At 53.8% G+C, this 17,383-nt stretch carries 12 protein-coding genes and 2 rRNA genes; 8 read left to right on the top strand and 6 right to left on the bottom strand.

The window, feature by feature from the left end; genetic code table 11:
* Positions 1–1,375: ribosomal RNA gene (locus OGY71_RS06170) — 23S ribosomal RNA — on the top strand; the annotation flags it as partial.
* A gap of 96 nt (positions 1,376–1,471) precedes the next feature.
* Positions 1,472–1,587: ribosomal RNA gene (rrf, locus tag OGY71_RS06165) — 5S ribosomal RNA — on the top strand.
* A 114-nt stretch (positions 1,588–1,701) separates the two neighbouring features.
* Here the strand turns inward: rrf and OGY71_RS06160 are convergent.
* Positions 1,702–2,139: an acetyltransferase gene (locus OGY71_RS06160; protein ID WP_003826501.1), complete on the bottom strand. Its 438-nt coding sequence runs from the start codon at positions 2,137–2,139 to the stop codon at positions 1,702–1,704.
* Positions 2,140–2,296: 157 nt separating this feature from the next.
* Here OGY71_RS06160 and metA point away from each other — a divergent pair, with 157 nt between their 5' ends.
* From metA to aceK, 4 genes are all read left to right on the top strand, one after another.
* Positions 2,297–3,226: a homoserine O-acetyltransferase MetA gene (gene metA, locus OGY71_RS06155; protein ID WP_003826503.1), complete on the top strand. Its 930-nt coding sequence runs from the start codon at positions 2,297–2,299 to the stop codon at positions 3,224–3,226.
* A gap of 268 nt (positions 3,227–3,494) precedes the next feature.
* On the top strand, positions 3,495–5,096 hold the full coding sequence (gene aceB / locus OGY71_RS06150; RefSeq protein ID WP_032942053.1) for a malate synthase A: 1,602 nt from the start codon (positions 3,495–3,497) through the stop codon (positions 5,094–5,096).
* 31 nt (positions 5,097–5,127) lie between these two features.
* Positions 5,128–6,432, top strand: a complete 1,305-nt coding sequence (aceA, locus tag OGY71_RS06145) for an isocitrate lyase (RefSeq protein WP_003826506.1) — start codon at positions 5,128–5,130, stop codon at positions 6,430–6,432.
* Between the two features lie 102 nt (positions 6,433–6,534).
* Positions 6,535–8,316: a bifunctional isocitrate dehydrogenase kinase/phosphatase gene (gene aceK / locus OGY71_RS06140; protein WP_063941205.1), complete on the top strand. Its 1,782-nt coding sequence runs from the start codon at positions 6,535–6,537 to the stop codon at positions 8,314–8,316.
* An 86-nt stretch (positions 8,317–8,402) separates the two neighbouring features.
* On the opposite strand, the gene iclR is transcribed toward aceK, so the two are convergent.
* The gene (gene iclR, locus OGY71_RS06135) at positions 8,403–9,227 is read right to left on the bottom strand and encodes a glyoxylate bypass operon transcriptional repressor IclR (protein ID WP_003826510.1); all 825 of its coding nucleotides are present in this window, start codon (positions 9,225–9,227) and stop codon (positions 8,403–8,405) included.
* Positions 9,228–9,422: 195 nt separating this feature from the next.
* Between iclR and metH the strand changes: the two genes are divergently transcribed.
* A complete protein-coding gene (metH, locus tag OGY71_RS06130; protein ID WP_003826511.1) occupies positions 9,423–13,106 on the top strand; it encodes a methionine synthase in 3,684 nt (1,227 codons plus the stop codon).
* A gap of 220 nt (positions 13,107–13,326) precedes the next feature.
* Positions 13,327–14,958, top strand: coding sequence for a Na/Pi cotransporter family protein (locus OGY71_RS06125; protein ID WP_003826514.1), 1,632 nt, complete (start codon positions 13,327–13,329; stop codon positions 14,956–14,958).
* 61 nt (positions 14,959–15,019) lie between these two features.
* On the opposite strand, the gene pepE is transcribed toward OGY71_RS06125, so the two are convergent.
* From pepE to OGY71_RS06105, 4 genes are all read right to left on the bottom strand, one after another.
* Positions 15,020–15,709 (bottom strand): dipeptidase PepE, encoded by a 690-nt coding sequence (gene pepE / locus OGY71_RS06120; RefSeq protein ID WP_032942056.1) that lies wholly within the window; start codon positions 15,707–15,709, stop codon positions 15,020–15,022.
* Positions 15,710–15,819: 110 nt separating this feature from the next.
* The gene (locus tag OGY71_RS06115) at positions 15,820–16,098 is read right to left on the bottom strand and encodes an addiction module antidote protein (protein ID WP_032942057.1); all 279 of its coding nucleotides are present in this window, start codon (positions 16,096–16,098) and stop codon (positions 15,820–15,822) included.
* Positions 16,091–16,408 (bottom strand): type II toxin-antitoxin system RelE/ParE family toxin, encoded by a 318-nt coding sequence (locus tag OGY71_RS06110; RefSeq protein ID WP_063941209.1) that lies wholly within the window; start codon positions 16,406–16,408, stop codon positions 16,091–16,093. Before OGY71_RS06110 ends, OGY71_RS06115 begins: the two co-directional genes overlap by 8 nt.
* Positions 16,409–16,671: 263 nt before the next feature.
* A complete protein-coding gene (locus OGY71_RS06105) occupies positions 16,672–17,223 on the bottom strand; it encodes an AAA family ATPase (protein ID WP_008786891.1) in 552 nt (183 codons plus the stop codon).
* Positions 17,224–17,383: the final 160 nt, after the last annotated feature.

The following is a 17,383-nucleotide window of genomic DNA, read 5'->3' as shown; positions in this document are numbered from 1 at the left end:
ACTACGGTGCTGAAGTAACAAATGCCCTGCTTCCAGGAAAAGCCTCTAAGCATCAGGTAACACGAAATCGTACCCCAAACCGACACAGGTGGTCAGGTAGAGAATACCAAGGCGCTTGAGAGAACTCGGGTGAAGGAACTAGGCAAAATGGTGCCGTAACTTCGGGAGAAGGCACGCTGATATGTAGGTGAAGTGGTTTACCCATGGAGCTGAAATCAGTCGAAGATACCAGCTGGCTGCAACTGTTTATTAAAAACACAGCACTGTGCAAACACGAAAGTGGACGTATACGGTGTGACGCCTGCCCGGTGCCGGAAGGTTAATTGATGGGGTTATCCGTAAGGAGAAGCTCTTGATCGAAGCCCCGGTAAACGGCGGCCGTAACTATAACGGTCCTAAGGTAGCGAAATTCCTTGTCGGGTAAGTTCCGACCTGCACGAATGGCGTAATGATGGCCAGGCTGTCTCCACCCGAGACTCAGTGAAATTGAACTCGCTGTGAAGATGCAGTGTACCCGCGGCAAGACGGAAAGACCCCGTGAACCTTTACTATAGCTTGACACTGAACACTGGTCCTTGATGTGTAGGATAGGTGGGAGGCTTTGAAGTGTGGACGCCAGTCTGCATGGAGCCATCCTTGAAATACCACCCTTTAATGGCTGGTGTTCTAACGTAGACCCGTGATCCGGGTTGCGGACAGTGTCTGGTGGGTAGTTTGACTGGGGCGGTCTCCTCCTAAAGAGTAACGGAGGAGCACGAAGGTTAGCTAATCCTGGTCGGACATCAGGAGGTTAGTGCAAAGGCATAAGCTAGCTTGACTGCGAGAGTGACGGCTCGAGCAGGTGCGAAAGCAGGTCTTAGTGATCCGGTGGTTCTGAATGGAAGGGCCATCGCTCAACGGATAAAAGGTACTCCGGGGATAACAGGCTGATACCGCCCAAGAGTTCATATCGACGGCGGTGTTTGGCACCTCGATGTCGGCTCATCACATCCTGGGGCTGAAGTAGGTCCCAAGGGTATGGCTGTTCGCCATTTAAAGTGGTACGCGAGCTGGGTTTAGAACGTCGTGAGACAGTTCGGTCCCTATCTGCCGTGGGCGCTGGAGAATTGAGGGGGGCTGCTCCTAGTACGAGAGGACCGGAGTGGACGCATCACTGGTGTTCGGGTTGTCATGCCAATGGCATTGCCCGGTAGCTAAATGCGGAAGAGATAAGTGCTGAAAGCATCTAAGCACGAAACTTGCCCCGAGATGAGTTCTCCCTGACTCCTTGAGAGTCCTGAAGGAACGTTAAAGACGATGACGTTGATAGGTCGGGTGTGTAAGTGTAGCGATACATTGAGCTAACCGATACTAATGAACCGTGAGGCTTAACCTTACAACGCCGAAGATGTTTTGGCGAAAGACAGAGACAATATTCAGCCTGATTACAGATTAGATTGACATGCAAAAGCGTGTTGATAAACAGAATTTGCCTGGCGGCTGTAGCGCGGTGGTCCCACCTGACCCCATGCCGAACTCAGAAGTGAAACGCCGTAGCGCCGATGGTAGTGTGGGGTCTCCCCATGCGAGAGTAGGGAACTGCCAGGCATTAATTAAAGTGAAGAAGCCCATCCTGCCGGATGGGCTTTTTTGCGTCTGTACGGAGTGAAAACTGCCGGATGCGGCGCAACCGCCTTATCCGGCCTACAAAAGCTAGTCCTGCTACCCTCGTACGAGGTTGAGTAACGGGTACGGTCGTCCGAGATCGTCCACCTCTGTACGTCCCGTCACGCTAAATCCCATCTTCTTATAGAATCCAACCGCCTGCTCATTCTGCTCGTTAACATTGGTTGTTAGCGTTGAACTCATTGATAAAGCATGTTCAATCAGCAGTTTACCAACGCCACTACCACGCACATCCGGATCGACAAACAAAGCATCTATATGCTGGTCGGTCAGGAGCATAAAGGCGACGGGCTCATCCTGTTCTGTCACTGCAACCCACAGAGGGGCTTCTGGTAAAAATGAACGTACCAGCTCCTCCAGCTCAATCCGATAATCCGCAGAGAGGAAATGGTGCGTGGCATCTACTGAGCGACACCAAATAGAAACTAACTTATCTCCTTCGTCCTGACGCGAACGACGAATGGTAAGGTTCATAGCATTCTCCTTTTTTCTTTACTGCACTATTCTACAGCAAGGAGCCGTGAAACTTTCTCAACTTGAGGATGCAGGCTCGACATTCGCATGATTCCTGGGTATCTTCAGCTATCTGGATGTCTAAACGTTTAAACGTATGTTGTGAGGTTATCAGGTTATGCCAATTCGCGTGCAGGACGAGCTACCCGCCGTCAATTTTTTGCGTGAGGAAAACGTCTTCGTGATGACGACATCCCGCGCTTCCGGTCAGGAAATTCGTCCACTGAAGGTGCTCATCCTCAACCTGATGCCCAAGAAGATTGAAACGGAAAACCAGTTCCTGCGCTTACTGTCTAACTCACCGCTGCAGGTTGATGTTCAGCTATTGCGCATCGATGCCCGCGAGTCACGCAACACCCCAACGGAGCATCTGAATAACTTCTACTGTAATTTCGAGGATATCTGCGATCAGAACTTTGACGGATTGATCGTGACCGGCGCGCCGTTGGGCCTGGTTGAATTTAATGATGTGGCTTACTGGCCGCAGATTAAGCAAGTGCTTGAATGGGCCAAAGATCACGTTACCTCGACGCTATTTGTCTGTTGGGCGGTGCAGGCCGCGTTGAATATCCTGTACGGAATTCCCAAGCAAACCCGCACGGACAAACTCTCAGGCGTCTATGAGCACCATATTCTGCACCCTCATGCGCTTCTGACGCGTGGATTCGATGATGCGTTCCTGGCCCCGCATTCCCGCTATGCTGATTTCCCTGCAGCGCTTATTCGCGACTACACCGATCTCGAGATCTTTGCTGAAACCGAAGAGGGAGATGCCTACCTGTTTGCCAGCAAAGACAAACGTATCGCCTTCGTGACGGGTCATCCTGAGTATGACGACCATACACTCGGCAGCGAATATTTTCGTGACGTCGAAGCGGGTTTATCGCCGGAAGTACCCTATAACTATTTCCCGAAAGATGACCCGCAAAACAAACCGCGGGCAACCTGGCGTAGCCACGGTAATCTGTTGTTTACCAACTGGCTCAACTATTACGTCTACCAGATCACGCCATATGATCTGCGTCACATGAATCCAACGCTGGATTAATCTTCTGTAGCAGACGATCCTTAAGCGTTTCAGCATATTGAATCAGGCACCCTCGGGTGCCTTTTTTATTTCCGAAACGCACCTCAATGTGTAATTAAATTTTATTTATATTGTTATCAATAGGTTAATTGATAATTAAATTAAAAATGGAAATTGTTTTTGATTTTGAAATTTAAATGAGTAGTCTTAGTTGTGCTGAACGAAAAGCGCACAACGATCCTTCGTTCGCATTGGGGATATGTTTGGATCAATGACGAGGAACTATGCAATGAATCAACAGGCAACGACAACCGATGAACTGGTCTTTACCAGGCCGCGTGGCGAACAGGAACAACAAATTCTGACCGCTGAAGCTGTGGAGTTTCTGACTGAACTGGTGACAAGATTTACGCCAAAACGGAATAAACTTCTGGCTGCACGTATCCAGCAGCAGCAGGATATTGATGACGGTAAGTTGCCTGATTTTATTTCGGAAACAGCTTCCATTCGTGAAGGTAACTGGAAAATTCGCGGAATTCCTGATGATTTACTGGATCGCCGCGTAGAGATCACCGGACCCGTTGAGCGCAAGATGGTCATCAACGCGCTGAACGCGAACGTCAAAGTCTTTATGGCTGACTTCGAAGATTCACTGGCTCCTGAGTGGAGCAAAGTTATCGACGGGCAGATCAACCTGCGCGATGCGGTCAATGGCACCATTAGCTACACCAACGAAGCGGGTAAAATTTATCAGCTCAAGCCTAATCCGGCTCTGTTGGTATGTCGCGTTCGTGGTCTGCATCTGCCGGAAAAACACGTCACCTGGCGTGGCGAATCTATCCCGGGCAGCCTGTTCGACTTTGCCCTCTATTTCTTCCACAACTACAAAACGTTGCTGGCGAAAGGCAGCGGCCCTTATTTCTATCTGCCAAAAACGCAGGCCTGGCAAGAAGCGGCATGGTGGAGCGAAGTGTTCAGCTATGCAGAGGACCGCTTTAACCTGCCGCGCGGCACCATTAAAGCGACCCTGCTGATTGAAACGCTGCCTGCCGTCTTCCAGATGGACGAAATTCTGCACGCCCTGCGTGACCACATTGTGGGTCTGAACTGCGGTCGTTGGGACTACATTTTTAGCTATATCAAAACACTGAAGAACCACCCGGATCGCGTGCTGCCGGACCGTCAGGTGGTGACGATGGATAAACCATTCCTCAGCGCCTATTCGCGTCTGCTGATTAAAACCTGTCATAAACGTGGCGCATTCGCGATGGGCGGCATGGCAGCGTTCATTCCCAGCAAAGATGCGGAACGTAACAACCAGGTTTTGACCAAGGTAAAAGCGGACAAAGCACTGGAAGCGAATAACGGTCATGACGGCACATGGATTGCCCATCCGGGACTGGCCGATACCGCTATGGCGGTGTTCAACGACGTACTCGGTGAAAACAAAAATCAGCTGTTCGTGACCCGTGAAGAAGATGCCCCGATTACCGCAGAGCAACTGCTGGCACCTTGTGAAGGTGAGCGTACTGAAGAAGGCATGCGCGCCAATATCCGTGTCGCGGTGCAGTACATCGAAGCGTGGATCTCCGGTAACGGCTGCGTACCGATTTACGGTCTGATGGAAGACGCGGCCACCGCCGAAATCTCCCGTACCTCCATCTGGCAGTGGATCCACCACGAGAAGACGCTCAGCAACGGCAAGCCGGTTACCAAACCGCTGTTCCGTCAGATGCTGGCCGAAGAGATGCTGGTGATCCAGGACGAGCTGGGCGAACACCGCTACAGCAGCGGACGTTTTGACGATGCTGCGCGCCTGATGGAGCAAATCACTACCTCTGATGAACTGATCGATTTCTTGACCCTGCCAGGCTACCGCCTGCTGGCGTAATTCACCACATAACAATATGGAGCATCTGCACATGAAAACCCGTACTCAACAAATCGAAGAATTACAGAAAGAATGGACTCAACCGCGCTGGGAAGGCATCACCCGTCCATATAGCGCGGAGGAAGTGGTGAAATTACGTGGCTCGGTCAACCCGGAATGCACGCTGGCGCAGCTTGGCGCGGCGAAAATGTGGCGTCTGCTGCACGGCGAATCGAAGAAAGGTTATATCAACAGCCTCGGCGCGCTGACCGGCGGTCAGGCGCTGCAGCAGGCGAAGGCCGGTATTGAAGCGGTCTACCTTTCAGGCTGGCAGGTGGCGGCAGATGCCAACCTGGCATCCAGCATGTACCCGGACCAATCGCTGTATCCGGCGAACTCCGTCCCGGCGGTGGTGGATCGGATCAACAACACATTCCGTCGCGCCGATCAGATCCAATGGTCAACCGGTATTGAGCCGAACGATCCTCGCTATGTCGATTACTTCCTGCCGATCGTTGCCGATGCGGAAGCAGGGTTTGGCGGCGTACTGAACGCGTTTGAACTGATGAAATCGATGATTGAGGCTGGTGCAGCGGCCGTTCACTTCGAAGATCAGCTCGCATCGGTGAAAAAATGTGGTCACATGGGCGGCAAAGTGCTGGTTCCGACTCAGGAAGCTATCCAGAAACTGGTGGCCGCCCGTCTGGCAGCCGACGTCATGGGTGTGCCGACGCTGGTGATTGCACGTACCGATGCTGACGCAGCCGATCTGATTACGTCTGATTGCGACCCATACGACAGCGAGTTCATCACTGGCGAACGTACCAGCGAAGGGTTCTACCGTACGCATGCGGGTATTGAGCAGGCGATCAGTCGTGGCCTGGCCTACGCACCGTATGCGGATCTGGTGTGGTGTGAAACCTCCACGCCGGACCTTGAGCTGGCGAAGCGATTTGCCGATGCGATCCATGCGAAATACCCTGGCAAACTGCTGGCTTACAACTGTTCGCCGTCGTTTAACTGGCAGAAAAACCTGGATGACAAAACCATCGCCAGCTTCCAGCAGCAGCTGTCGGATATGGGTTACAAATACCAGTTCATTACCCTGGCGGGTATCCACAGCATGTGGTTCAACATGTTCGACCTCGCGCACTCCTATGCGCAGGGTGAAGGCATGCGCCACTATGTTGAGAAGGTTCAGCAGCCAGAATTTGCGGCAGCTAAAGACGGTTACACCTTCGTCTCCCATCAGCAGGAAGTGGGCACAGGTTACTTCGATAAAGTCACCACCATCATTCAGGGCGGAGCTTCCTCGGTGACCGCGCTGACCGGCTCGACCGAAGAATCGCAGTTTTGATTAATGCCCGGTGGCGCTGCGCTTACCGGGCCTACGAAGGGATGTAGGCCGGATAAGCGAACGCGCCATCCGGCATGACGTTGTGCCGGATGGGAGACATTGATGACGCGTGGCCTGGAATTACTGATTGCTCAGACTATCTTGCAAGGTTTCGACGCCCAGTACGGGCGTTTTCTGGAAGTCACCTCCGGCGCGCAGCAGCGTTTTGAACATGCCGACTGGCATGCGGTTCAGCAGGCGATGAAAAGCCGTATTCACCTTTACGATCATCACGTGGGTCTGGTGGTGGAGCAGTTGCGCTGCATTACTGACGGCAAAAGTACCGACGCGGATTTTTTACTTCGCGTGAAAGAGCATTACACCCGGCTACTGCCGGATTACCCGCGCTTCGAGATTGCGGAGAGTTTCTTTAACTCCGTTTACTGTCGGTTATTTGACCACCGCTCGCTGACTCCCGAGCGGCTGTTTATTTTCAGTTCTCAGCCAGAGCGCCGTTTTCGCACGATCCCACGTCCGCTGGCGAAAGACTTTTTTCCGGATACCGGCTGGGAGTGGCTGCTGACGCGCGTCCTTAGCGATCTGCCCCTGCGTCTGCCGTGGCAGAACAAACATCGTGATATCCACTACATCATCGAACACCTGACCGAAACCCTGGGAGCGGATGTGTTGTCGGGCTGCCATTTACAGGTGGCAAACGAACTGTTTTATCGCAACAAGGCCGCCTGGCTGGTCGGTAAGTTGATTACTCATTCGGGAACGCTACCATTTTTACTGCCAATCCACCGGACTGATGAAGGCGAATTGTTTGTCGATACCTGTCTGACCACGACGGCGGAGGCGAGTATTGTGTTTGGCTTCGCCCGCTCCTATTTTATGGTTTACGCCCCTTTGCCCGCGGCGCTGGTGGAGTGGCTGCGCGAGATCCTGCCCGGTAAAACCACCGCCGAACTGTACATGGCGATTGGCTGTCAGAAACACGCGAAGACCGAAAGTTACCGCGAATATCTGCTCTATCTTGCCCATTGCGATGAGCAGTTTATTGAAGCGCCTGGGATCCGCGGCATGGTGATGTTGGTGTTTACGCTGCCGGGTTTTGACCGGGTGTTTAAAATCATCAAAGACAAATTTGCCCCGCAAAAAGAGATGTCTGCCGCCCACGTCCGCGCCTGCTATCAACTGGTCAAAGAACACGATCGTGTTGGGCGGATGGCTGACACCCAGGAATTCGAGAATTTTGTGCTGGAGAAACGGCAAATCGATCCGGCGCTGATGGCGCTGTTATTGCAGGAAGCCCCGGAAAAAATTACCGATCTCGGCGATCAGATCGTCATTCGCCATCTGTATATTGAACGACGGATGGTGCCGCTGAATATCTGGCTGGAGCAGGTCGAAGGTCAGCAACTGCGCGATGCCATTGAAGAGTATGGCAACGCCATTCGTCAGCTGGCCGCCGCCAATATTTTCCCCGGCGATATGCTATTTAAGAACTTCGGCGTGACCCGTCACGGGCGTGTGGTGTTCTACGATTACGATGAAATCTGCTACATGACTGAGGTGAATTTCCGCCATATCCCGCCGCCACGCTACCCGGAAGATGAGATGAGCGCTGAGCCGTGGTACAGCGTATCGCCGGGAGATGTCTTCCCGGAAGAGTTTCGTCACTGGCTATGTGCCGACCCGCGTATAGGGCCGCTATTTGAAGAGATGCACGCTGACCTGTTCAGCGCTGACTACTGGCGCGGCCTACAGACGCGCATCAAAAACGGTCACGTGGAAGATGTTTACGCCTACCGGCGTCGGCAACGGTTCAGCGTACGTTATGAAACCGACCGTAGGCCGGATAAGGCGCTTGCGCCGCCATCCGGCAATGTGCGCCGTGCCTGATGCGCTACGCTTATCAGGCCTACAAATCTGCCCTAACCCTGGACAGTAGGCTGGGTTAGGCGTAGCCGCCACCCGGCAACCCTATCTTAGCGAAATCCACCGTACGCCAGCGTCACTTCTTTCGCCGCTTTGATCGCCATGGCGCCAAACTCGGTCACGCGATCGTCGGTAATACGCGAAATGGGTCCGGAGATGGAAATCGCGGCGAATGGCTCGCGGTGCTCGTCATAAATGCACGACGCCACGCAGCGCAGACCCAGCGCATGTTCCTCATCATCAAAGGAATAGCCGCGCTTGCGCGTCTGGGCCAAATCCTCTTTCAGATGCACTGGCGACACCAGCGTGGCGTGTGTATAAGCATGCAGGCCTTTACGGTGCAGCAGGCCAGTCACTTGTTCTTCGCTCAGTTGGGATAAAAACGCCTTACCCGCACCGGAGGCGTGCATCGGCAGCTTGCCGCCGATAGGCGCGGACATGCGCATCAGTTGGGTGCACTGCACCTGGTCGATAATAATGGCCTGATGATCGCTTTGATCCAGCACGGCCAGGTTTACCGTCTCACCGGAATCTTCCATCAGCTTGCGCAGGATCGGATGGACAATCGCCAGCAGATTACGGCTTTGCAAAAAGCTGCTGCCGACGATGAACGCATGCGCACCTACGGCCCAGTGGCCTAATTCACCCACCTGACGGACAAAACCCTGCTGCTGCATGGTGGTCAGCAAACGGTGAGTCGTGGAGTTTGGCAGGCCAGCCTGCTGCGCCAGCTCGGTCAGCGCCACGCTGCCGTTCGATTCCGCAATCCACTCCAGCAGCTTCAGGCCGCGGGTCAGAGACTGAACCTGCCCGGTTGCAGGTGCAGTAGCGGCGGCGGGTTTTCTACCGCGTTTCGCGGGGACAGTGGCTACCATGGCAGACTCCTTTTCTGTATCGTGGAAATCATTTTCGTTTTATTCAATTATAATGCAAGAATTCCTGTACTGATCGGATGAGTGAAGCTGAACATGTCTCATGTTGGCCGTTGTTCTCTTTTCCGCCTCTCAGGTTTGTGCCAGTATGGCCTGTTGAGTTTTTTTCGGTCTGGTTGAGCGTTGTCGGGAGCGAGTGTGAGCAGCAAAGTAGAACAATTACGTCAGCAGTTAAATGAACGTATTCTGGTGCTGGACGGCGGTATGGGCACCATGATCCAGGGATATCGTCTGAGCGAAGAGGATTTCCGCGGCGAACGCTTTGCCGACTGGCCGTGCGATCTGAAAGGTAACAACGACCTGTTGGTGCTCAGCAAACCGGAGGTGATTGCCGCCATCCATAACGCCTACTTTGAGGCGGGCGCGGATATCATCGAAACCAACACCTTTAACTCGACGACTATCGCCATGGCGGATTACCAGATGGAATCCCTGTCGGCGGAAATCAACTTTGCGGCAGCCAAACTGGCGCGTGCGGCGGCTGACGAATGGACGGCGCGCACGCCGGAAAAACCGCGCTACGTCGCGGGCGTGCTCGGCCCAACGAACCGTACGGCGTCTATCTCGCCTGATGTTAACGACCCGGCTTACCGCAACATTACCTTTGATCAGTTGGTGGCCGCCTACCGTGAATCCACCAAAGCGCTGGTGGAAGGCGGCAGTGACCTGATCCTGATTGAAACCGTCTTCGATACTCTGAACGCCAAAGCCGCTATTTTCGCGGTTAAAACTGAATTCGAAGCGCTGGGCGTTGAGCTGCCGATTATGCTCTCCGGCACCATCACCGACGCTTCCGGCCGTACGCTTTCCGGCCAGACTACCGAAGCATTCTACAACTCCCTGCGCCACGCCGATGCGCTGACCTTCGGTCTGAACTGCGCGTTAGGTCCGGACGAGCTGCGCCAGTACGTGCAGGAACTGTCACGCATTGCCGAATGCTATGTGACTGCGCACCCGAATGCCGGTCTGCCGAACGCCTTTGGTGAATACGATCTCGACGCCGATACCATGGCGACGCAGATTCGCGAGTGGGCTGAGGCCGGTTTCCTGAATATCGTCGGCGGCTGCTGCGGCACCACGCCGGAACATATCGCCGCCATGAGCCGCGCGGTGGATGGCTTACCGCCGCGCCGCTTGCCGGAAATCCCGGTTGCCTGCCGCCTTTCCGGCCTTGAGCCGCTGAACATCGGCGACGACAGCCTGTTTGTGAACGTCGGCGAGCGTACCAACGTCACCGGTTCGGCGAAGTTTAAACGCCTGATCAAAGAAGAGAAATACAGCGAAGCGCTGGACGTCGCCCGTCAGCAGGTGGAAAGCGGCGCGCAGATCATCGATATCAACATGGATGAGGGGATGCTCGATGCCGAAGCGGCAATGGTGCGTTTCCTCAACCTGATCGCCGGTGAGCCGGATATCGCCCGCGTACCGATTATGATCGACTCCTCGAAATGGGACGTCATCGAGAAAGGCCTGAAGTGCATTCAGGGTAAAGGCATCGTTAACTCCATCTCGATGAAAGAGGGGGTTGAGACCTTTATCCATCATGCGAAGCTGCTGCGTCGCTACGGTGCCGCGGTGGTGGTGATGGCCTTTGACGAGCAAGGGCAGGCCGACACCCGCGCACGTAAAATCGAAATCTGCCGTCGGGCGTACAAAATTCTTACCGAAGAGGTGGGCTTCCCGCCGGAAGACATCATCTTCGACCCGAACATCTTTGCTGTCGCGACCGGTATTGATGAGCACAACAACTACGCGCAGGACTTTATCGGCGCGTGTGAAGACATCAAACGCGAACTGCCGCACGCGCTGATCTCCGGCGGCGTTTCTAACGTTTCATTCTCGTTCCGTGGCAACGACCCGGTACGTGAAGCCATTCACGCGGTATTCCTCTACTACGCCATTCGCAACGGCATGGACATGGGGATCGTCAACGCCGGACAGCTGGCAATTTATGACGACCTGCCCGCCGAGCTGCGCGATGCGGTTGAAGATGTGATCCTCAACCGTCGTGACGATGGCACCGAACGACTGCTGGAGCTGGCAGAGAAATATCGCGGCAGCAAAACTGACGACACGGCGAATGCCCAGATGGCGGAATGGCGGACCTGGGACGTGAAAAAACGCCTCGAATACTCGCTGGTGAAAGGCATTACCGAGTTTATTGAGCTGGATACCGAGGAAGCGCGCCAGCAGGCAGCGCGTCCGATAGAAGTTATTGAAGGACCGCTGATGGACGGCATGAACGTCGTTGGCGATCTGTTCGGCGAAGGCAAAATGTTCCTGCCGCAGGTGGTGAAATCCGCCCGCGTGATGAAGCAGGCGGTGGCGTACCTCGAACCGTACATTGAGGCCAGCAAAGAGAAAGGCTCCAGCAACGGTAAAATGGTCATCGCGACCGTGAAGGGTGATGTGCACGATATCGGCAAAAACATTGTTGGCGTGGTGCTGCAATGTAACAACTACGAAATCGTCGATCTTGGCGTGATGGTGCCAGCGGAGAAAATCCTCAGAACGGCGCGTGAAGTGAATGCCGACTTGATAGGCCTTTCCGGGCTGATTACCCCGTCGCTGGATGAAATGGTCAACGTGGCGAAAGAGATGGAGCGTCAGGGATTCACTATTCCGCTGCTGATTGGCGGTGCGACCACCTCAAAAGCGCACACGGCGGTGAAAATTGAGCAGAACTACAGCGGCCCGACGGTGTACGTGCAGAACGCCTCGCGTACCGTTGGCGTGGTGGCTGCGCTGCTCTCTGACACCCAGCGCGATGACTTTGTCGCCCGTACGCGTAAAGAGTACGAAACCGTGCGTATCCAGCATGCGCGTAAGAAACCGCGTACCCCGCCAGTAACGTTACAGGCTGCCCGCGACAACGATCTGGCCTTCGACTGGGAAAACTATACCCCGCCGGTGGCGCACCGTCTGGGCGTGCAGGAAGTGGAAGCTAGCATCGAAACTCTGCGCAATTACATCGACTGGACGCCGTTCTTTATGACCTGGTCGCTGGCCGGGAAATACCCGCGCATTCTTGAAGATGAGGTGGTGGGAGAAGAGGCGAAGCGCCTGTTCAAAGACGCCAACGACATGCTGGATAAACTCAGCGCTGAGAAGACCCTGAATCCGCGCGGCGTAGTGGGGTTATTCCCGGCCAACCGCGTGGGTGACGACATCGAGATTTACCGTGACGAGACGCGTACGCACGTTATCAACGTGAGTCATCACCTACGCCAGCAGACGGAAAAAGTCGGTTTCGCCAACTACTGCCTGTCTGACTTTGTTGCGCCGAAACTGAGCGGCAAAGCGGATTACATCGGTGCTTTCGCGGTGACCGGTGGTCTGGAGGAAGATGCGCTGGCGGATGCCTTCGAAGCCCAGCATGACGACTACAACAAGATCATGGTGAAAGCGATCGCTGACCGTCTGGCGGAAGCGTTCGCAGAATATCTGCATGAGCGCGTGCGTAAAGTCTACTGGGGCTATGCGGCGAATGAGAATCTCAGTAACGAGGAGCTAATCCGCGAAAACTACCAGGGGATTCGCCCGGCACCGGGTTATCCGGCGTGTCCGGAACACACCGAAAAAGCCACCATCTGGGAGCTGCTGGATGTGGAAGCGCACACCGGGATGAAACTCACCGAATCTTTCGCCATGTGGCCAGGCGCGTCGGTCTCCGGCTGGTATTTCAGTCATCCGGACAGCAAGTACTACGCCGTGGCGCAAATCCAGCGCGATCAGGTTGAAGATTATGCCTTCCGTAAAGGCATGAGCGTGGCAGAAGTGGAGCGCTGGTTAGCGCCGAACCTCGGCTATGACGCCGACTGATTCACAAAACTGTCATCTTTCTTTACAACAAACAGGGCGCTCAATGAGTGCCCTGTCTCTTTATTACGTTTAAACCCTTATACTGAAAGGGGGCCGTTGCCGGATGGCGGCGTAAACGCCTTATCCGGTCTGCATAGGGATGATTTGTAGGCCTGATAAGCGCAGCGCCATCAGGCAAATGAGCCTCAAAAAACCATAAAAATAAGGAGAACCTGATTCCGTGTTAACTCTGTTACACCTGCTTTCTGCCGTCGCGATGCTGGTTTGGGGTACGCATATTGTGCGTACCGGCGTGATGCGCGTCTTTGGCGCCCGCTTGCGTACCGTGCTCAGCCGTAGCGTTGAAAAGAAGCCGCTCGCCTTTTGTGCAGGTATCGGCGTAACGGCGCTGGTGCAAAGCAGCAACGCCACCACCATGCTGGTGACCTCGTTTGTTGCACAAGATCTCGTGGCGCTCACCCCTGCGCTGGTCATAGTGCTCGGCGCCGACGTGGGGACCGCGCTGATGGCGCGTATCCTGACCTTCGATCTCTCCTGGCTGTCGCCACTGCTGATTTTTATCGGCGTGATCTTCTTTCTCGGTCGTAAGCAGTCCCGCGTGGGGCAACTGGGGCGGGTTGGTATTGGACTGGGGTTGATTTTGCTGGCGCTGGAGCTGATTGTGCAGGCGGTAACGCCGATCACCCAGGCGAATGGGGTACAGGTTATTTTTGCCTCGCTCACCGGCGATATTATGCTCGATGCGCTGATTGGCGCCATGTTTGCGATTATCAGTTACTCCAGCCTGGCGGCGGTGCTGCTGACGGCCACGCTGACCGCGGCAGGTATTATCTCGTTCCCGGTGGCGTTGTGTCTGGTGATTGGTGCCAACCTCGGGTCCGGCCTGCTGGCGATGTTGAATAACAGCGCCGCTAACGCCGCAGCACGTCGTGTGGCGCTCGGTAGCTTGCTGTTTAAGCTGGTGGGGAGCCTGATTATCCTGCCGTTTGTTCATCCGCTGGCCAATCTGATGGATGAACTGCCGCTGCCGAAATCTGAACTGGTTATCTACTTCCACGTCTTCTACAACCTGGTGCGCTGCGTGGCGATGGTGCCGTTCGCCGAACCGATGGCGCGTTTTTGTAAGCGCATCATCCGCGATGAGCCGGAACTGGATGCACATCTTAAACCCAAACATCTGGACGTCAGCGCGCTGGATACGCCGACGCTCGCTCTGGCCAATGCCGCCCGTGAAGCCCTGCGTATCGGCGACGCGATGGAGCAGATGATGGACGGGCTGAAGAAGGTGATGCACGGCGAGCCGCGTGAAGAAAAAGAGCTGCGCAGGATGGCGGACGACATTAACGTGCTGTACACGGCAATTAAGCTCTATCTGGCGCGGATGCCAAAGGATGAGCTGGCGGAAGAGGAATCGCGCCGTTGGGCGGAGATTATCGAAATGTCGCTCAACCTTGAGCAGGCTTCCGATATTGTCGAACGTATGGGCAGCGAGATAGCCGATAAGTCGCTGGCCGCCCGCCGGGCATTCTCTGTCGAAGGGCTGAAAGAACTGGATGCGCTCTACGATCAGTTGCTCAGCAATCTGCAGCTGGCGATGTCGGTGTTCTTCTCAGGAGATGTGACCAGTGCCCGTCGTCTGCGCCGCAGCAAGCACCGCTTCCGTATTCTCAATCGTCGTTATTCGCATGCGCACGTTGACCGTCTGCATCAACAGAACGTGCAGAGCATCGAGACCAGCTCGTTGCACCTGGCGCTGTTGGGCGATATGCAGCGTCTGAACTCGCTGTTTTGCTCCGTGGCTTACAGCGTGCTGGAACAGCCGGATGAAGACGATGGGCGGGATGATTTTTGAGTGAGGTGAAGCAGTAGGCCGGATAAGGCGAAGCCGCATCCGGCATCAGGCAACAAATCAACTAAAAGCAGTGGCCCGCTTCAACAGCAACCGCTTCTTCACCCGCTTTAAAGATATACGTGGTGTTCGGGCCGCCGAGCACGGATTGACCGTTACTTACCTTAATCCAGTTCCCTTCCGGCAGGCCAATCACCGTCAGCTCTGGTGCCACAACCAGCAGCTCGCGGATACGCTGTTCACGCGTTTCGCCTTTGTGGCCTTCCGGCAGCGCGTTGGTGAAGTGTGGGTTAATTTGCAGCGGGAACAGACCGAGCGCATCAAAGCCTTTTGGATCAACAATCGGCATGTCGTTGGTGGTGCGGATGGTCTGGCAGGCGAGGTTGGAACCTGCGCTCCAGCCAATGTACAGCGCACCGCGTTTGACGACATCCACAATCGGCGCCAGCAGTCCGCGTTCGCGGCTTTCTTTCAGTAACTGGAAGGTATTACCCCCGCCGACAATCACCAGCTCTGCGTTTTCAATAGCGGCAATCGGATCGGCAACGGTATGAATACCCGTAACGTTGACGCCCATTGGCGCAAAGATGGCTGCCGTTTTCGCCGTGTACTCATCCCAGGTTTGCGTCACGCCAGCGAACGGAATAAACACCGCCGTACGGCGACCATTCAGTTGTTCAGCAATCAGCGGCAGCGCATGTTCCATCCAGCCTTTGCCCGGCAGCGTCGAGTTACTCAATAAAAGCAGTTCCATCATTTCTCCATGTAATCAGAAAATTACAAACCGCGCTAATGCTACCACTATCAGGCTAACGCCTTACTGATATGGCTCACGATGTTGGAAGGGGGAGATAGAAGCTGAGGCTATTTTTTAAGTGTCAATTCAATACCGAGCACCTTCATCACTGCAAGTGTGGTTTTCAGCGTCGGGTTACCTTTCTCACTAAAAGAGCGATAAAGCTGCTCGCGGGATAATCCCGTTTCTGCTGCGATGTTCGCCATACCCTTAGCACGAGCCACCACGCCCAGTGCTTTTGCAATGTATGCTGCATCACCTGTTTCGAGGGCATCGGCCATAAACACGGCAATTTCTTCATCATCAACCAGCGCAGTCGCGGGATCGTAGTGAGTAAGTTTATTCATGGCGGAAGACCTCCTGATAATCCAGTGAACGGGCAAGCATTTTTGCAAGAGTAATATCGTTGGCTTGTGAGCTTTTATCGCCCCCACATAACAAAATGATGATGCGGCAGCCTTGCTGTTTAAAGTAAATCCTGTAGCCAGGACCGTAAGAAATGCGCATTTCGCTGACGCCTTCCCCAACAGGTTTTACATCACCAGATAAACCATTAGCCAAACGAAAAAGGCGTGTGGCAATGAGCGTTTTAGCTCTCCTGTCCCGTAGGTTTTGCTCCCAACGCCGGAAAACCATTGTCTGAAGAATTTCCATGATGACGTTCCATGTATTTTATAAACTACATTATGAATTGACAAGTTGAGACCAGAGAGTAAAAAAATGGGGAGTAAGGGGAAATGTTGGGTGGAAGAAACAGGAAAGTGCCTCGCAATAATAGATAGTTTTTCAGGATGCTGCGGTTGATACGAGAATCGATGATAGGGGATTGGGAGGGCTTTGTGCCAGGCGCGGAAGCTATATGTCCACTAGAATATGACAGATTCATGCATGGTGATTCACCACTACACGTAGTTGCCGTCTTAGCAGGGTTTTATCCTGGAAAGAATAAAATCCACTCGCTCTTCTACAGAAACACATGGTAATTCAATCAACTGATAGTCATACATACGGTATGTTTTTACCATTGCGTGATATGTCGCGATGGCAACATCGAAAGATTGTTTGCGCTCTGTGTCCTGTACATATATTTCACGCCAGGGTGGTGCAATAAATACGATTCGGTTATAGCGAAATTTCTCGATGGCGTTTTCCAGATGCCTCGGTATGGTAAGTTCAGAAAGACGTAAATAACCTACAACATCAGGAACACCACGATCAAAGAAGCAGGGTTGTGTGTGCCCTTCCGCTTCATGCCACGAACGCATTTCCCAGGATAGCATCAGCTCTGCAAATGCAGTCTGGTTGGCCCACGGTAATGCATCGCCGCCGATGTTAACCTGGTCTTGGATCACACCTCTTCCAGCTTCTTTAGAACACCAAAACCCTCGTTTTATAATCGTATCAATTATCGTGCTTTTGCCTGACCCTGGGCCACCAGTCAGAATGAATCGATGCTGAAACGCTGAAGACATTGAACTCTCCCAAACCTTCTTGGACGCGATGATTTAGCAATTGATGGCGTACTTTTTGCGTATCGTCATATTACCTGCTGATGGCATGACTAACTACGTTTTATCCCCATTTTAATGTCCGCTATTCTCTCATTTCACAGGCCGATCTACTTTATTTCTC

Source organism: Citrobacter sp. Cpo109, assembly GCF_030332565.1.
GTDB lineage: Bacteria > Pseudomonadota > Gammaproteobacteria > Enterobacterales > Enterobacteriaceae > Citrobacter > Citrobacter portucalensis.
Note: the sequence above shows the minus strand (reverse complement) of the source record. Positions and strands in the feature narration are given on the sequence as shown.

What these genes read in the sequence shown, in the direction of transcription:
- OGY71_RS06160 (WP_003826501.1), bottom strand. Translation starts at nt 2,139, where the DNA reads ATGAACCTTACCATTCGTCGTTCGCGTCAGGACGAAGGAGATAAGTTA.
- metA (WP_003826503.1), top strand. Translation starts at nt 2,297, where the DNA reads ATGCCAATTCGCGTGCAGGACGAGCTACCCGCCGTCAATTTTTTGCGT.
- aceB (WP_032942053.1), top strand. Translation starts at nt 3,495, where the DNA reads ATGAATCAACAGGCAACGACAACCGATGAACTGGTCTTTACCAGGCCG.
- aceA (WP_003826506.1), top strand. Translation starts at nt 5,128, where the DNA reads ATGAAAACCCGTACTCAACAAATCGAAGAATTACAGAAAGAATGGACT.
- aceK (WP_063941205.1), top strand. Translation starts at nt 6,535, where the DNA reads ATGACGCGTGGCCTGGAATTACTGATTGCTCAGACTATCTTGCAAGGT.
- iclR (WP_003826510.1), bottom strand. Translation starts at nt 9,227, where the DNA reads ATGGTAGCCACTGTCCCCGCGAAACGCGGTAGAAAACCCGCCGCCGCT.
- pepE (WP_032942056.1), bottom strand. Translation starts at nt 15,709, where the DNA reads ATGGAACTGCTTTTATTGAGTAACTCGACGCTGCCGGGCAAAGGCTGG.
- OGY71_RS06115 (WP_032942057.1), bottom strand. Translation starts at nt 16,098, where the DNA reads ATGAATAAACTTACTCACTACGATCCCGCGACTGCGCTGGTTGATGAT.
- OGY71_RS06105 (WP_008786891.1), bottom strand. Translation starts at nt 17,223, where the DNA reads ATGTCTTCAGCGTTTCAGCATCGATTCATTCTGACTGGTGGCCCAGGG.